At 44.1% G+C, this 16,537-nt stretch carries 13 protein-coding genes and 1 other annotated feature; of the genes, 12 read left to right on the plus strand and 1 reads right to left on the minus strand.

Annotated features, from left to right (window positions below):
* From HP568_RS21145 to tyrS, 8 genes are all read left to right on the plus strand, one after another.
* The coding region (locus HP568_RS21145) for an AAA family ATPase (RefSeq protein ID WP_173630144.1) at positions 1–813 on the plus strand (813 nt) is incomplete at its 5' end.
* Positions 814–827: 14 nt separating this feature from the next.
* Positions 828–1,466 carry an RNA ligase family protein gene (locus HP568_RS21150; protein ID WP_048032934.1) on the plus strand — a complete coding sequence of 213 codons (639 nt, stop codon included), beginning with the start codon at positions 828–830 and terminating at the stop codon, positions 1,464–1,466.
* 135 nt (positions 1,467–1,601) lie between these two features.
* Positions 1,602–2,663: a suppressor of fused domain protein gene (locus tag HP568_RS21155; protein WP_173630173.1), complete on the plus strand. Its 1,062-nt coding sequence runs from the start codon at positions 1,602–1,604 to the stop codon at positions 2,661–2,663.
* Positions 2,664–2,702: 39 nt separating this feature from the next.
* Complete coding sequence (locus HP568_RS21160; protein ID WP_173630145.1) at positions 2,703–4,367, plus strand: DUF6138 family protein; 1,665 nt, start codon at positions 2,703–2,705, stop codon at positions 4,365–4,367.
* A gap of 301 nt (positions 4,368–4,668) precedes the next feature.
* Positions 4,669–4,854 (plus strand): P-loop NTPase family protein, encoded by a 186-nt coding sequence (locus HP568_RS29865; RefSeq protein ID WP_254551387.1) that lies wholly within the window; start codon positions 4,669–4,671, stop codon positions 4,852–4,854.
* 40 nt (positions 4,855–4,894) lie between these two features.
* Positions 4,895–5,167: an ATP-binding cassette domain-containing protein gene (locus HP568_RS29870; RefSeq protein ID WP_309142233.1), complete on the plus strand. Its 273-nt coding sequence runs from the start codon at positions 4,895–4,897 to the stop codon at positions 5,165–5,167.
* Between the two features lie 112 nt (positions 5,168–5,279).
* Positions 5,280–5,486, plus strand: a complete 207-nt coding sequence (locus HP568_RS29875; protein WP_254551389.1) for a P-loop NTPase family protein — start codon at positions 5,280–5,282, stop codon at positions 5,484–5,486.
* 75 nt (positions 5,487–5,561) lie between these two features.
* Positions 5,562–5,791, plus strand: a binding site (T-box leader).
* A gap of 56 nt (positions 5,792–5,847) precedes the next feature.
* Complete coding sequence (tyrS, locus tag HP568_RS21170) at positions 5,848–7,116, plus strand: tyrosine--tRNA ligase (protein ID WP_217366704.1); 1,269 nt, start codon at positions 5,848–5,850, stop codon at positions 7,114–7,116.
* 74 nt (positions 7,117–7,190) lie between these two features.
* Here the strand turns inward: tyrS and HP568_RS21175 are convergent, their stop codons facing one another.
* Entirely contained in the window at positions 7,191–9,374 is a 2,184-nt protein-coding gene (locus tag HP568_RS21175; protein WP_254551391.1) for a hypothetical protein, read from the minus strand.
* Between the two features lie 81 nt (positions 9,375–9,455).
* Between HP568_RS21175 and HP568_RS21180 the strand changes: the two genes are divergently transcribed.
* The 4 genes from HP568_RS21180 to tycA all read left to right on the plus strand — a co-directional run bounded on the left by HP568_RS21180 (position 9,456) and on the right by tycA (position 16,471).
* Complete coding sequence (locus HP568_RS21180; protein ID WP_048032938.1) at positions 9,456–9,872, plus strand: MarR family winged helix-turn-helix transcriptional regulator; 417 nt, start codon at positions 9,456–9,458, stop codon at positions 9,870–9,872.
* A gap of 3 nt (positions 9,873–9,875) precedes the next feature.
* Positions 9,876–11,066, plus strand: a complete 1,191-nt coding sequence (locus HP568_RS21185) for an MFS transporter (RefSeq protein ID WP_048032939.1) — start codon at positions 9,876–9,878, stop codon at positions 11,064–11,066.
* Positions 11,067–11,336: 270 nt separating this feature from the next.
* A complete protein-coding gene (locus HP568_RS21190; RefSeq protein WP_173630146.1) occupies positions 11,337–12,485 on the plus strand; it encodes an AI-2E family transporter in 1,149 nt (382 codons plus the stop codon).
* A 707-nt stretch (positions 12,486–13,192) separates the two neighbouring features.
* On the plus strand, positions 13,193–16,471 hold the full coding sequence (gene tycA, locus HP568_RS21195; protein ID WP_173630147.1) for a tyrocidine non-ribosomal peptide synthetase TycA: 3,279 nt from the start codon (positions 13,193–13,195) through the stop codon (positions 16,469–16,471).
* Positions 16,472–16,537: the final 66 nt, after the last annotated feature.

A 16,537-nucleotide genomic window follows, 5' to 3' on the forward strand; every position in this document is an offset into this window, starting at 1 on the left:
TCTGCGCAAGTATTTTTTGAGGTCTATTCGAAAATCGCAACGGAGCTGGCGAATGGAAAGAATGTCATCTTAGACGCGACCAATATTGACAGAGAGAAAAGAATGAAAGTCCTTGCCAAATTTCCCGATGTCCAAAAGGAATGCTATTACTTCGACGTTCCCTATTCCGTTTGCCTGGAGCGCAATCGATCCCGAAAGAGAACCGTAGACGAATACATCTTGGCGAAGATGCGGAAGAACTTCCATTTTCCCATCAAGAATGAAGGCTGGGATCACATTCATCTCTTGCACGAACCAGTGCCTTATGCCATTGCAAAAGAAGAGTTCGTTCAATTGCTTCAAAACGAACCCTCCTATGAAGAGCTGTTCGACAGGTTGAATGCCATACCAATTTTCAAAGAGATGTATCAATTTAATCAAGAAAACCCTTATCATCAGTACCCTTTGTGCAAGCATACCTATCATGTTTTCGATTATGTAAACACCTTTTACACGGAAGAAGACAAATTTCTCATGCAAGTGGTCGCCCTGTTTCACGATACAGGAAAACCATTTTGCAAAACCTACAAGCCGATGAAAGGCCATTACTCCTACTTCGGACATGAGCATGTTTCCGCACAAATTGCTTGCCATTTCTTAAAAGAATTAGGATTCAACGATGATTTTATTTTCGAAGTCGTCAACCTGATTCAAATGCACATGAAGATTAACTACGGAACGCAGCAAGATATTTCCGAGATTTATCATTTGCTAGGCGATGAGTACCTATGGAAGCTGTACTTCTTCAAGGAAGGGGATGCCTATGCCAAATGAGGAGGTGAATAATGATGCTGAAAAAATACCCGAGAACCTTTCACTTACCCTGGTCAAGAACTAGAACCGACGATGATAAAATTTTGCGAACGGTTTGTCATTTCGAGGGAAAAGAAGTAGTCGTGACAGAAAAGCTGGATGGCGAAAATACTACGCTGTACCGAAATCATATCCATGCAAGGTCACTCGATAGCAAAGATCATGCATCTAGACATTGGGTAAAGATGCTGCACGGGATGATTTCGTTTCATATCCCGGAAGGCTGGAGAATTTGCGGGGAAAATGTATATGCACTGCACTCCATCTATTACGAACACCTAACAAGCTATTTCTACGTGTTCTCGATCTGGAATGAAAAAAACGAATGCTTGTCGTGGGATGAAACGGTAGAATGGGCCGAACTACTTGGCTTGGAGACAGCGCCTGTCTTATACAGAGGGATTTGGAAGGAAGAGACCGTAAAAAGTTGCTACACCAAACAATCTTTCTTCGGCGGTGAACAAGAGGGGTACGTGGTACGAGTAACGGAGAGGTTTCCATACGAAGATTTTAAACAATCTGTCGCCAAGTTTGTACGCAAAAATCATGTGCAAACCGACCAGCACTGGTTATCGAAGCCAGTCGTTCCGAATGGGATAGCACAGGCTCATTAAAGACTTTTGAATAGAAGGGAATGAGAACGATGTAATTTGCTAAATGGTATTGACCGTCTAATAGAGTATCCAAAATTCATTTTGGCTATTGTTAAGACTGTCATTACATAGGAGGTAAGAGAGATGAGCGAAGAAATGAACGAAGAAATGATGTCAGCGGGCTGGGATGCCATTGATCAGGAGATGAGAAAGATTTATGGAGAGCAGGAGCCTAAGCATTACGGGACGCTCATCTCGTATGCGCTGGGTGGTCACGATCCATTGGATGGAATAAGCGCCTACAAATCAGACGAGCCTTACCCGCATTGGCATTTTGTGACCTATGGATTTACTGAGCTGTATGAAAAGGAATCCGAGAATGAAGAGGAAAGCGGTTTTGGATTTGAATTGACGTTTCGATTGGCGCGAAAGGACGACGAGGAAGAACCGCCTGCCTGGGCGCTGAATCTGCTTCAAAATATGGGGCGTTACGTATTCAACACGGGCAATGTTTTTCATGCAGGTGATCATTTGGATGCAAACGGTCCGATATGCTTGGGCTCTGATACCCAACTGACTGCGCTCGCTTTTGTCACGGACCCACAGCTTGCCGAAATCGATACGCCGAATGGTCGAGTGCAATTCTTGCAAATGGTCGGGATCACTGGTGATGAACTAGATGCGATGATGGCTTGGAATACACGTGGCGTACTCGAATCTGGCTTGCCGTACATGCCTTTCTACATAACCGATCTCGAGCGGGATTCACTCCTTCGCAACTCTACCGTTTCTGATGCTGTGCAAAAAGGCATGGAACAAGAAGGCTCCAACACTGCCTATTTGTTTGTGAGCCAGCTTGGCTGGGAGCCGGGTAAAAAGGGCTTATTGAAAAAAACGCCTTCGACCTTGAGGTTGGGAGCTAAGCAAGCGGAAGTCATCGGAAAAATTCTCCGTGGACGTATACGAAAAGGAGAAAGCCTGAGCCTCGTGGGACCTGATGTCCGTGTTGTATTTGAGGCAGGAAAGAAGCCTGAATGTAATCCAGGGGAGGATGTCATTCGCTTTGTCCTCGATGATGCGACAACGATTGCGCTAACCAAGCAGTTGCTTCCAAAGGAAAGCAGCTTTGAGATCCCTTCCCTGAAAGGAATTGCCATCAACATTGTGAAAACCAATATTACCGATAGCGAGGGCAATGTCGTCAAGGTCATCGGTTAAGGCGACAGCGCTGTTTTTGGCGAGGAGGAGAGTCAGTCAATGCATCAGGCAGCAGAAGCATTTCTAAACGAAGTATGGACTTCCATCCAAGAAATTTACCAAAAAGAGAACCAGCGGATCAAAGAGATCAAAGACTGGAGTCTTCTGCAGGCGGGGGTCAAAGACTACCTGAGAGTGGCGTGGAGAAAAGGAAAACCTAATTGGGCCAATGGCAAAATCCACGTGGATGTCCACGAACCTTTCAGTTGGAGTGACGACTCGTACAAATACGAGGCGGGCTCTTATATTGAGGAGCTTACAGAGGAAATGCTCATGAATGAGTTTTTCCCAGCACTGTGTGATCGAATGGAATCCCTGTTCCATTCCACCGACTATGATTCTCACTTTTTTAATTACCACTTCGAGCTTGTTTTCGAATTCGAGTGGAAACAATCGGTGCAATGCCATGCTCGCCATTTCATAAACGAGCGAAAACGCGAGAGTCTAAAACAAGCACTGGATCAATTTATCGAGACAAAAATGAAAGCGGAGCTTCCTGTACGTCCGAAAGAAAGAGACGATTTTTTCTTCGCCCATTGTCTCGTCAATCCCGATCTGATGGAACAGAAGCAAGAGGTAATCGAACCGCTCATCCAGCGTCTTAGTGAAAAGCTGCGCTCCAATAAAGAACGCAGTGATTCGTGGACATACCACTCTACTTTGGCTTTAAAAGGCTGGGCGAATGAGCGTTTTTTAGTCAAATTTTTCGATCGTACCGGGCATTATGGAATGGATTGGGCTTTGAAACCTGAGCAGGAACGTCAGGAACTGAAAACGGAGGAGCTGGACTTTTTCCTGTACGTCGCTCTCGCAATAGGTAACAAGGAGCCGGACACCCGCAAGAAGTTCCTGGACCTCGCTGTTCAGCTTGGCTCCAAGCAGGCTGCGGACTACGTAAAACGGGGCAGTGGTCGCTTTGAAAACGAGTATAAAAGCAGTCTGATTCAAGCAAATGCCAATGATGTTTTGCAAGCGATCGACATCCGGATTGTATCTGAGGAAGAAGCGGCCTACGGTGAAGCCATCGATTTTATCAACGGCCTTTTGCGTGAAGGCTTTCCCAAAGGGTACAAGCTCAAGCTGAAAAGCAGCGAAAAGCACTACCTGCCAGTAAAAAAGCTGGCGAAGTCAGGTCTCCACCAGTTTTTTGGCAATGCGTCCCGATATCCTGGCTTATACCCGAAAATCGCAGAATATGCCGAGCTTGCGATGGAGGAGTTTGCGTGGTACGGGGATGTAGAGCCTAGTGAGAAATCCGTCATGCCTGGTACCTATGCGGTATTGGCTCTCGGCTTGTCTAGCAACGAATATTTTCCACTCTTTTGTCGCTATATGGAGCTGGTCGACACGGAGCATCAGTCTGCCCAGGACGATTTTGCCATGGCTTTTATGGAGGCGCATGGTATAACCGCAGAGAATATGCCGGTACTCGTCTCACTGGTGCTTGGCAGTAGCGACTCGGCGAAGCCTTTGAAAAATATCACCCTCGATCGTACCGAACTGGTGGATGCACTCATAGAGGAGCTTGCAGCAATGGAAGATTACCATCGGGAAACTGTTATTTATCGTCTTTTTGGAGGGAATAAGAAGCTCGCACAGGCGGTAAAAAAGGAATCTGCCCCCCTCAAAGACAAGCTTGCACAAGTGCTGGCCTTGGTCGAATAGCTGCTTCATTTACATTATGTAGAAGGCCATGCTATATTGAAGGCAACTATGTGGAACGGAGGGTGAATCATTTGCGCAACTGTTTATTTATTGGAAAAGCCAATCCTATCATAAATAAACAAGAAGCCAAATTCACCCGTAAATGTATATCCTGAATCCCTGTATGGTCTATTTTTCATATAGCGATTTCTAGTACGAGAGCAAGATGCTTCTGTTTATTGGACAGAAGCATCTTTTTTTGTTGTCAAAAAAGGGGGTAATACAGATGAACAAAGAGTAAACGACGAGAAACGAATATGGCATGGGTTTTCTTGCACAGGAGCTATCTAACGAAGAAAAACAAATGACCATCGCCGACTTTTTTGCCGAAAATCATTGGAGCAAAGAACTTGTGACAGCGATGGATGATCTCGGTATTCATGAATTGGATTCAGATAAAAAGATGGGTGTTCTATCCGGTGGTGAGCGTTTAAATACCGTTTTTTAAGTCTGTTGGCAAAGAAACCCGATTTGATTCTGCGGTACATGTGCCTGGCAGTAAACAAATCCTCGACTTTTCATTGGAAGTACTGCAAATAACGAACAAACAGCTATCGAAACAGATTCATCTATCGATCAAGGGGCCGGAAAAAGTCGTGATTATTGGGGAAAATGGGATCGGAAAAACAACGTTGTTGAAAAAGATCATGGATGAGCTAGTCCAGCACTCGTCCTTACAGATCGGGTACATGCCCCAAAACTATGAAGACCGGCTGGCTTCGACAAAAACACGCTTGAATACTTGGAAACAACAGGAATGAAAGATGCGATTACAAAAGCGTATACACATTTAGACAGTATGAAATTGACAAAAGAGGAGATGCATCAACCCATTAAAACTTGTCTGGGGGATAAAAAGCGAAATTGCTCCTAGTGAAAATGATTTTGGATCAGTGCGAAATATTGATACTGGATGAACCGACCCGACACTTCAGTCCGTTGACGACTCCTGTTCTGTGCCGCGCCTTAACGGCTTTTGACGGTGTGATTATCAGTATTTCGCATGATCGAAGGTATTTACATGAAGTCGCAACAACTGTTTATGAACTCACCTCCGACGGTCTCACGAAAATAAAATAAGGGATCGTAGCGGAATCATTGCAACATGGTTGACATTGCTATTTGAATTCAATATACTGACTTTAATTTCATATGAAACATACGTTGAAAGAGCCCAGTAGCAGCTTATTCCCTGTCCTAGAAAGCCGGGGGTTGATGGAACCCGGTACACAATAAGCAAGCGAATTACACTCTGGAGTATCTCGGGTAATGCCGAGCGGAATCGCGAACGATAACTCGCTACGAGTGGCATGAATGGCCTGCGCTAACGCTGGGTTCCATTGGTGCAAGATGGGTGGTAACACGGTTATTCAATCGTCCCTATGTCTACAATAGACAAGGGGCGATTTTTTGTTTTTACCATAGGAGATTGAAGGAGTGTATGGCAGTGAATATTATCGACGAACTCGAATGGCGCGAAGCCATCAATCAGCAAACAGATGCAGAAGGGCTGCGAGAATTAACGAATGAAAAAGCAGTCTCGCTATATTGTGGTGTTGATCCAACAGGTGACAGCATGCATATCGGTCACTTGATTCCTTTCATGGTACTGAAACGCTTCCAGCTCGCTGGTCATCGTCCGGTCATTTTGATCGGTGGTGCAACAGGTACGATCGGCGATCCGAGCGGACGTCAATCTGAGCGCTCTTTGCAAACACTGGAACAAATTCAGGAGAACGTAGAAGCGCTCACCGCACAAATGAAGAAGCTGTTCGTAACAGAAGGCGACAACCAAATCCGTTTGGTGAACAACTATGACTGGACACACAAAATCAATGTCATTGAATTTTTGCGAGATTACGGTAAAAACTTCAGCATCAATACGATGCTTGCCAAGGATGTTGTGTCGAGCAGACTGGAAAGCGGCATCTCGTTTACGGAGTTTTCCTATCAAATTCTGCAATCGCTGGATTACCTGCATCTGTACAAACATGAAGATGTTCAACTGCAAATCGGCGGTTCCGACCAATGGGGCAACATCACAAGCGGTCTTGATCTGATCCGCAAAAAAGAAGGACCAGAAGCGAAAGCATTCGGTCTCACCATTCCTCTGATGCTGAAGGCAGATGGTACGAAATTCGGGAAGACAGCAGGAGGAGCCATCTGGCTTGATCCAAACAAAACAACACCATTCGAATTCTACCAATTCTGGGCGAATACGGATGACCGCGATGTTGTGAAATACTTGAAATACTTTACGTTCCTCTCGAAAGAGCAAATTGAAGAGCTGGCTGAAAAAGTACTGACTGAGCCACATAAACGCGAGGCTCAAAAAGCTCTGGCTGAGGAAATGACGAGATTTGTGCACGGCGAGGAATTGCTGGAGCAGGCGAAGCGCATTACAGCAGCTTTGTTTACTGGTGATATTAAATCGCTGTCGGCAGATGAGATCGAGCAAGGCTTCAAAGAAATGCCGACGTTCGAATCAACCCTCGAAACGAAGAACATTGTCGATTGGCTCGTCGAGGTCGGCATTGAGCCATCCAAGCGTCAAGCACGTGAGGATATTACAAAAGGCGCTATCTCCATGAATGGCGAGCGCGTTACCGATCTGGAACTGGAAGTAACGCCAAGTCTCGCTATCGGAGGTCGCTTCATCATTATCCGCAAAGGCAAGAAAAACTACAGCTTGGTAAAATTGTCCCAATAGATAAAGGAATAAGAAGCTTCCCTGGAAACATGAAGGGAAGCTTTTTGTATTTGTGAGCATTGATTTTCCTTTTATTACGGGAGTGCAACACTATCCATTTTGTTCGCAGCAATAACCGCAACTGCATTCGGCTCCAGATCGAACCAAAAAATAAGATCGCCATCCGCTTTCTTCTGCGACGGCTTCAACCCGTTCACATAGACTTCTGAAGCTTTTGTCGCCATGGAAAGACCAGAAATCTTGCGCATGCCATCATTGTGTAGAACAACAGAGCCATTTGGTGCATATTCCATTCTGACTTGAGAGAGGCCGAGCCAATAATCCATGATTTCACGTACCGTCGTCAAATGCAATCTGCCTTGATCCCGCAGCGCGCCCATCCGCTTCAACAAGCGGTCAAAATCGGGATGAATGATCCAGTTCCCTTTGGCATCTCGAATGACAAATTTCCCGCCTTGCTTTTTGGCCGGAACTCTTGCCAAGTAGGTATGGTTAATAAAAACCCCACGATTTTGAATGAGCTGCTGGAGATTTTGCTCCCGATACAGATACAGCGTATCTTCCGGAATGGTGGCAGCCGACCATGAAAAAAACGAACCAGTCACTGTCGGATGCGACCAATAGAGAGGGGTGCGCAGGGCGTCGCCTTTCTGAGTTTGGTACAGATCAAGGCCATTATTCGGATTGGCGATATCTTCTGAGCTGTAGTGCCAAAAATACGAGGTGCCAAATTTTCCCCACTGATGCGCCAAGTAATTCGCAGTTTGGTTGTCGAGCCCGTTAAACGCAAAGCTGGTCTTCAAATACCCATGGTCAATCCAGGTCCTGCTTTGGAAGTGATCTTTCATTACTTGCAACGCATCTTCCGTCGTTTTTTGATAGTGCCTGATTTCGTAAGGATAGAGGGTGTGCAGACCAATATCATCACCGTTCCGATACAGATCATCCAGAAACTGCAAAAATTCAGGACTTTGCGCAATGGCGATATTGACAGGTGATTTCGCTTGAAAATACGGATTGGAGTAAAATACGCTTTTCGTAACTGGAATCCGGTGTTTGACAAAACCGCCTGTCGCTTGTGCTGACGATGTAATCTTCTCGGAACCGAAATAAACAGCCCGATTCGTTTGCAGCGTCTGCTCGTCAGCATGCTCTGTCCATACATGTGTCGCCAAATAGCCAGAAGGCTGACTCATAAATCGCGGCATGAGCTTCGGTTGATACCCAACTACCAACGAGAATGAATTCGTCCGTTCATCGTTTGCACGATATTCAGAAGAGTGGCGGACTTTTCCGACTTGATTCGTAGAGCCTTGCTGTACGTATCTGTGATCGTTCATGTGATCCAGATTGACGATCAGCTGTTTTTGCGTTGTATTCAATTCAAGTGACGACACGTTGGGAGCATGGTACAAAAAAGCTGCTTGCTTCCCTTGACCGAATTTCGCACCTTGGTGATCCAGCCAGTAAGATGCTTGGAATGATTGTGTGTCCACTTTCCGGTTTTTGCGGTATACCTCTGTTACTTTTGGCTTGAATTGCAGGGCGAATGCCTCTCGAAAAACCTTTGCCACTTGCTTGTAGCTGGTTTTTACGGTGACATCGATGGCAGGGCTATTTTTTTGCAATTCATATTGTGTTGAAACCACTGAAATCGGAGTATGACCTGTGACAATGATTGTGTTACCAGTAGCGGTCTCCTGTTGTTCCACCTTAACATCATCCCATTTGCGAACCCAGTAACTGCCCCGTTTGATAAAAATGTTCCGGTCGATGACTTTCGTCGTAGCAGGAGAGAAATAGACATCATTTCCACGGACGGCAGTTACTTTTGCCTGATGGACAAGCGGAGCATTCATTCTGCCGCCAAACGATTCGGAGCGAATTTCGATGGCCGCACCTGGTTGAAAGGGTGGACTTTGATCCAACGTTATTTGATTGGAGCCTTTCGGAAGGGAAGGGGTCATCGCATTATAGATAGTGCCATATTCGGCTTGGTACTGAATAGAAGAGAGGATTTCATTTTTCGCCAGATCGGTAATACGGATATTGCCTGCCTCATCCCAGCTAAAAACATAATACAGATTTTGAAAGGAGGATTCCTTCGCAAGTGTAGGTATTGGAAAATAAAGGACTAAAAAAAGCAAGAATAAGAAGGAAAGTGCGAAAAACCTTTTTACCACCATGATTTTCTCCTTTTGAATGATGATATAGGTTAGACGAATGTGCACGGAAAAAGCCACAAGGTAACCCACCATGATTTAGACCTTCTCAAACAGCAAGAAAAGAGATATAATTAATTAAATTAATTAACTAATACAAAGTACAAAGGAGCTAACATGTACCCGTTCTTTTCAAAAGTCGCATTCACACATCGTATGTACAATAACCAATTGCAAGAGGAGTTACTTCCATTCGGTATATCCGTCACACAATGGGCGTTAATTCGTTATCTGAAAAATAACGGTTCTGCTACTTTTAGCGACGTCGCCGATTATTGGCAAGTAGAGAAGCCGGCTATTACACCTATTGCGCAAAAATTAGCTGCGCGTGAAATCATTTTGATCTCATCTGGATCAGACAAACGGCAAAAAATTATGTATTTGTCAGAGAAAGGTGAAGCGCTACATAAGACGATTATGGAAGCGACTGATCCGTTCCTGGAAGAAATATTGGAGGGCATCTCACCAGAAGAAAGAGACGCAGCAGCCACCGTACTAGAAAAAATAATCATGAACCTAAAGAGAAGAGGGTAAGCAGTGAATAAGGATAGGCTTTGGACGAAAGAGTTCGTTATTGTTTCTTTCATCAATTTTCTTTTGACACTTATGTTTTTCTTACTCATGGTTACGATTGCTTCGTATGCCAAAACAGAATTTCACGCTTCAACCAGTTCAGCCGGATTAGTATCCAGTATCTTTATCATTGGTGCTTTGATTGGCCGCCTACTCACTGGTAGAGCCATTAGTCATATTGGTACGAAAAAAACGCTTTGGATTGGGTTAGCATTTTTTGCTGTCACCTCGTTGCTTTACTTTTTTGCTGTCCATATCAGTTTGCTACTGGTAAATCGATTGCTGCAAGGGATTGCCGTTGGTATTGCAAGTACAGCAACAGGAACCATTATTGCTCAAATCTTGCCAGCGTCACGCAAGGGTGAGGGGATTGGCTATTACAGTTTAAGTGCGATTTTAGCCACCGCGATTGGTCCTTTTCTCGGCATGATCTTATTACGGCTTGAAAATGGTTTCACCTGGATCTTTACGATGAATGTTGTGTTTTCCCTGATTTGTTTGCTGTTTTATGCCATGGCAAAAATCAATGTTCCGCTTCCTTCCTCAAGTGTGAAAGAGGAAACAAAAGGTTCTCTGCTTTCGAAATTCATCGAGCCGAAAGCCTTGCCGATTTCATTCATCGCCTTATTAATCGGCTTCAGCTATTCGGGTGTCTTGTCATTTCTATCGTTTTATGCGGAAGAAATTAATCTCACCTCCGCTTCCAGTTATTTCTTCCTGGTGTATGCCATTGTCATTATCCTCTCTCGACCATTCTCAGGAAAGCTAATGGACGCAAGAGGGGCGAACATCGTGACATACCCCAGCCTGGTGATATTTGCTGTCGGGATGCTTTTATTCAGTCAAGCCTCCACTTCATGGATGCTGCTGCTATCTGCTGCATTGATTGGAGTAGGTTACGGAAACTTTAACTCCATTGCCCAAACCGTAGCAGTGAAGGTGACAGATCCGCATCGCTTTGGATTAGCAACCTCTACGTACTATATTTTGTACGATCTAGGATTAGGAATCGGGCCCTATCTGCTCGGATTTATCGTACCGCATACGGGATATCGTACGATTTTCGTCGGGATGGTTGCCTTCATCCTTTTCAGTATCCCGCTTTATCACTGGCTACACGGAAAACGCGATCGGGAATTGATGCGTACTGCCTAACTCATCCAAGTAAAAAAGGAGGAGTCAGGCCCCCTATAAAAGATAGGCAGGCTGCCCTTAGTCGGTAGCCTGTTATCTTTTTCAGCAGTGTTTTTGATATAGGATTATGGAAAGTTCGAGGGAAGTTTTAGTGAAAGTGGAAAAATGATAACAGACGGTTGAAAAACATAGTATACTTTTGAGTGGACATAGTAATGGAAAAGTTTATGAACAAGTTTATGAACAAACCGCTCAACTTAGAACTCACAAAGGTTAGGAGTCAGCTAGAAAATGATGGAGAAAGTACACTGGCGAGATATAAAGAAGTACATAATGATCGCGACTTACACCGTATTGCTGTTTGCTGTGGTCTGGAATTTCCCTTCTGTAAAGTCATTTATCTATGAAATATTTGACTTATTAGATCCTGTGATTTATGGGATCGCCATTGCTTACATCTTGAACATTTTAATGAGATTTTATGAAGAAAGACTTTTCTCGCCTCTTAACCGCAGTAACAATCGAATCTGGTCAAAAGTAAGACGTCCTTTTTCGATCCTGTTAACTTTGGCGACTGTCCTGGTATTTTTTACATTTCTTATGTGGTTTATTGTCCCTCAGCTTCTCACGAGTATTTCCATGCTTGCCGCAAGTATTCCGAATGACATGCAATCGTTAAAGGCTTTCGTTGATGGTTTTGCAGAGAGGTTTAACTTGTCCGGCGATTTATGGAATACACTTATGGAGAAGTGGAATGAAATTGTAAATAAGTTAGGCCATTTTTTCCTGACTTCCATCCCTGTATTACTGACGTACACGAAAATGTTTACCGTTAGCTTTATCGATGTCATCATGGGGCTGATGTTGTCCGTCTATTTGCTCCTCTATAAGGAAAAGCTGACGCTCATTGCGAAAAAACTCGTTTATGCCTATTCGTCAAAAGCAAAGGCGGATCGAGCTGTAGAAATTGGACAAATCACAAACCGCGCATTTAGTGGCTTTATCTCAGGCCAGCTAACAGAGGCGCTCATTCTTGGCGGGCTTTGTTTTGTAGGGATGTGGGCATTTAATATGCCGTATGCACTACTTGTGAGTGTGATCATTGGCGTAACGAGCATCATTCCGATTTTTGGTGCTTATATCGGGACGATTCCGAGTGCCTTTATTATTTTAATGATCGATCCAGTGAAGGCTATTTGGTTCATTGTCTTTATTCTTGTCTTGCAGCAAATTGAAGGTAATTTTATCTATCCAAGAGTGGTAGGGAATTCAATCGGATTGGATGGCTTATGGGTGATCGCAGCCTTATTGGTTGGGGGAGCATTGTTCGGGTTGATGGGAATGCTGCTTGGAATCCCTGCTTTTGCCGTCGTATATACGCTTGTCAGAACCACGACGAACAAGCGACTGAAGGACAAGAATATCTTCCTGAAAGAATAGGTGTCCACCGTTTCGATTCCACAATGAAGTCGTAAATCAAAAGGCTCACACTTTCGAATGAAACCAGAAAGTGTGAGCCTTTTTTGTAGAGATTGAAGAAGGGTTTGGGTAAAAAGTAACACAATTAACAAAAAATCCCTATTTTTTAACTGATTTCCAAAACACTCTCTGTTATAATGAATAACAGTTTCTCGAACAGGTGCATATGAATACGTTATTCTGCTGGATTGTAAGGAGGTGTGCAGGCCAGCACATTTGTTTTCAGGTAATGTATTTTTTCCGTTCGAAATGGTCGGGAATCATGTCCTGAATCCATTAGGCTAGAGTATCAGTGCACATGCTTTGACCAAGATATGGAAGGTGACTTTTGTCCTGAAAACCGCTTTGAGTAAACAGGGAATTATTCCCATTGTGAAAAAATGTAAAATCGCGGAAAATTTGTAGGTGAAAATTGGTTCATGACCATAGTAATATGAAATTGGGTAATACTTACAAAAAAGATACAAAAACCCACATATTTTGTTACATTTGCCCATTATATTAAATGGTGTTGATGAGGAATTTCCAATGTGAGCCATTCGTCACTGAGGCTTCATCTTCAGAGTTAGCAGACCATTTCCTTGTAGTGTCGTTTACTTGTTTGGCCATCACATTGTATTGTCACACTTCATGATAGACAAAAGTTTGCCAATTATCGGAGGGGACATATGTTAGCAAATCAGGCCAATCTTATCGACTTGGAGTGGGAAAAAGAACAGGTAGCCTTGTTTAATGATACAAAGGCTGAATATCCACAGGATAAGTCGATTCATCAGTTGTTCGAGGAACAGGCAGAAGCTGTGCCACACCGAGTTGCCATCGTTTATGAAAATGAGCGCTTGACCTACCAAGAGCTCAACCGAAAAGCCAACCAATTGGCAAGAGCCCTGATTGAAAAAGGGATTACAAGAGATAGCATTGTCGGTGTGATGATGGAGAAATCCATTGAAACTGTGACAGCTATTCTTGCCATCCTCAAGGCTGGCGGAGCGTATGTTCCTATCGATATCGAATATCCCCGAGATCGGATTCAATATATCCTGCAAGACAGTCAAACGAAAATCGTCATCACTCAGAAAAAAGTCAGCCAACTTGTTTATGACGTCGGATACCGTGGACCTGTAGTCGTACTTGAGGAAGAACAGCTGGATTCTCGCGCAGATTCCAATCTTCACTTGCCAAGCAAACCTACTGACATGGCGTATGTCATCTACACTTCAGGTACAACCGGCAAGCCGAAAGGAACCATGCTGGAGCATAAAGGGATCGCTAATTTGCAATCATTCTTTCAAAATGCGTTCGGTGTAACACCTGCAGACAGGATTGGACAGTTTGCCAGCATGTCTTTTGATGCATCGGTATGGGAAATGTTCATGGCTTTACTAACCGGTGCCAGCCTCTACGTCCTTTCGAAACAGACGATTCATGATTTCATCAGTTTTGAAAACTATTTGAATGAAAATGAATTGACCATCATCACGTTGCCACCCACATATTTGACTCACCTCAACCCAGATCATATTACTTCACTTCGCATCATGATTACGGCAGGTTCTGCTGCCAACTTCCCTTTAGTAAATAGATGGAAAAACAAAGTCCGATACGTGAATGCATACGGACCTACGGAAACAAGCATTTGCGCGACGATTTGGGAGGCACCTTCCAATGTGCTCGTCAACCAAACGATCCCAATCGGCAAACCGATTCAAAATACGTCCGCGTATATTGTCAATGAAGAGCTTCAATTACAGCCAATTGGCAGTGAAGGCGAATTATGCATAGGTGGAGTAGGCTTAGCCAGAGGATATTGGAATCGCCCGGATTTGACCGCAGAAAAATTTGTAGATAATCCGTTCGTACCAGGAGAGAAGATGTACAGGACAGGAGATCTGGCCAAATGGTTGCCGAATGGAGAAATCGAGTTTCTCGGCAGAATCGACCATCAGGTGAAAATCAGGGGTCATCGGATTGAGTTAGGAGAAATCGAGTCCGTTTTGCTGAAACATGAACAAATAAAAGAGGCAGTGGTAATCGCTAGAGAAGACCAACACGCTCAACCCTATTTGTGCGCTTATTTTATTTCGCCAGAGGAAGTAACACCTGCGCAGATCAGAGAATTTGCCGCTCAAAAGCTTCCTGCGTACATGCTCCCTTCGTATTTCGTGAAGCTGGATAAAATGCCGCTTACGCCGAATGACAAAATTGATCGCAAAGCATTGCCAGAACCCGATGTTGCTGCTGAGACAAATCCTGCATACGAACCTCCCAGAAATCAGACAGAATCGATTCTCGCAACCGTGTGGCAAGAGGTATTGGGAATTGAGAAAATTGGGATTCGCGACAATTTTTACTCACTCGGTGGGGATTCCATTCAAGCGATCCAGGTCGCTGCTCGTTTGCATGCCTATCAACTAAAGCTAGACACGAAAGATTTGCTGAATTACCCGACGATTTCGCAGGTTGCTCTCTATGTTAAAAATACGACGAGGAGAAGCGAGCAGGGAATCATCGAAGGCCCTGTTACCTTAACGCCCATTCAACAATGGTTCTTTGAAAAGAACTTTACGAATATGTTCCATTGGAATCAATCGTATGTATTGTATCGCGAACAGGGATTTGATCCTGAAGCCATCCAACAGGCCTTGGATAAAATTCTTTCACATCATGACGCACTACGCATGGTCTATCGGAACGAGAATGGGAGAATCGTACAACAAAATCGTGGGTTGGATAGCGAATTATACCATTTCCTTCAATATGATCTGACCTCGCATTCGGATGTCCAGCAAGCAATCGAAGAAGAGACAAAACGATTGCATGGCAGCATGAATTTACAAGAGGGACAGTTGGTGAAGGCAGCCTTGTTCCACACGCTCCAAGGCGATCATTTGTTTTTGGCCATCCATCATTTAGTCATGGATGGAATCTCTTGGCGCATTCTGTTTGAGGATCTAGCAACTGCATACAGTCAGGTACTAGGAGGAAAAGAAATCGTTCTCCCAGAAAAAACGGATTCTTTTAAAAATTGGGCAGTGTGGTTGAACGAGTATGCGAATAGTGATGAGTTGATGAGCGAAATCCCGTATTGGGAGAATCTTGAATCAGGAGCTAGGAATGCTTCCCTTCCGAAGGACTATGAAACGGTGGGCTGCAAACAGAAGAGTATCCGCAACATACAGGTCGGATTGCTAGCAGAGGAAACCGAACAATTGTTGAAGCAGGCAAATTCTGCTTATCAAACAGAAATCAATGATTTGTTACTGGCAGCGTTGGGGCTGGCCGTTGCAGAGTGGAGCGGGCTTGACCAAATCGTGATTAATCTGGAAGGGCACGGGCGCGAGGATGTGATCGAACACGCTAACGTGACAAGAACAATCGGATGGTTTACCTCCCAATATCCAGTTTTACTAGATTTGAGTCAAATGAATCATTTACCTGACCATATCAAATGCACGAAAGAAAACCTGAGGAAGATCCCCAATAAAGGCATTGGCTATGAAATTTTAAAATATATGACAGAACCGGAAAAACGGCATTCCTTGTCCTTTTCCTTGCAACCCGAAGTGACGTTTAACTACTTGGGTCAATTTGACGCAGGCCTTAACAACGAAATGTTTAGCCGATCTCCGTATAGTTCAGGCAACACGCTCGGTGCGGATGGGAAGAACAATCTGAGTCCCGATTCGGAGATTTATACCGCCTTGAATATTACAGGAAGAATTGAAGGTGGAGAGCTTCTCATCACGTTTACTTACAGCGAGGAGCAGTTTAAAGAAGAGTCCATTCATCAACTGAGTGAGGACTATCAAAAACATCTCCGGGCGATCATTACACATTGCTTGCAGAAAAAAGAAGTCGAGCGGACACCCAGTGACTTTAGTCTAAAAGGACTTCAGATGGAAGAAATGGACGACATCTTCGAATTATTGGCCAATACGCTTAAATAAATAAGCAGTTGCTACTATTTTTGGGGTTAAACATGTTCTTGTCTTACATTTTTATGTAAATATAAC

It is taken from the genome of Brevibacillus sp. MS2.2 (assembly GCF_013284345.1).
In the GTDB taxonomy this organism is placed as follows: Bacteria; Bacillota; Bacilli; order Brevibacillales; family Brevibacillaceae; genus Brevibacillus; species Brevibacillus brevis_C.

Bases quoted from the DNA above. Each gene is read 5' to 3' on its own strand.
- HP568_RS21160 (WP_173630145.1), top strand. From the start codon at position 2,703: ATGCATCAGGCAGCAGAAGCATTTCTAAACGAAGTATGGACTTCCATC.
- HP568_RS21175 (WP_254551391.1), bottom strand. From the start codon at position 9,374: ATGGTGGGTTACCTTGTGGCTTTTTCCGTGCACATTCGTCTAACCTAT.
- tycA (WP_173630147.1), top strand. From the start codon at position 13,193: ATGTTAGCAAATCAGGCCAATCTTATCGACTTGGAGTGGGAAAAAGAA.
- tyrS (WP_217366704.1), top strand. From the start codon at position 5,848: ATGGCAGTGAATATTATCGACGAACTCGAATGGCGCGAAGCCATCAAT.
- HP568_RS21180 (WP_048032938.1), top strand. From the start codon at position 9,456: ATGTACCCGTTCTTTTCAAAAGTCGCATTCACACATCGTATGTACAAT.
- HP568_RS29865 (WP_254551387.1), top strand. From the start codon at position 4,669: ATGGGTTTTCTTGCACAGGAGCTATCTAACGAAGAAAAACAAATGACC.
- HP568_RS21150 (WP_048032934.1), top strand. From the start codon at position 828: ATGCTGAAAAAATACCCGAGAACCTTTCACTTACCCTGGTCAAGAACT.
- HP568_RS21155 (WP_173630173.1), top strand. From the start codon at position 1,602: ATGAACGAAGAAATGATGTCAGCGGGCTGGGATGCCATTGATCAGGAG.
- HP568_RS21190 (WP_173630146.1), top strand. From the start codon at position 11,337: ATGATGGAGAAAGTACACTGGCGAGATATAAAGAAGTACATAATGATC.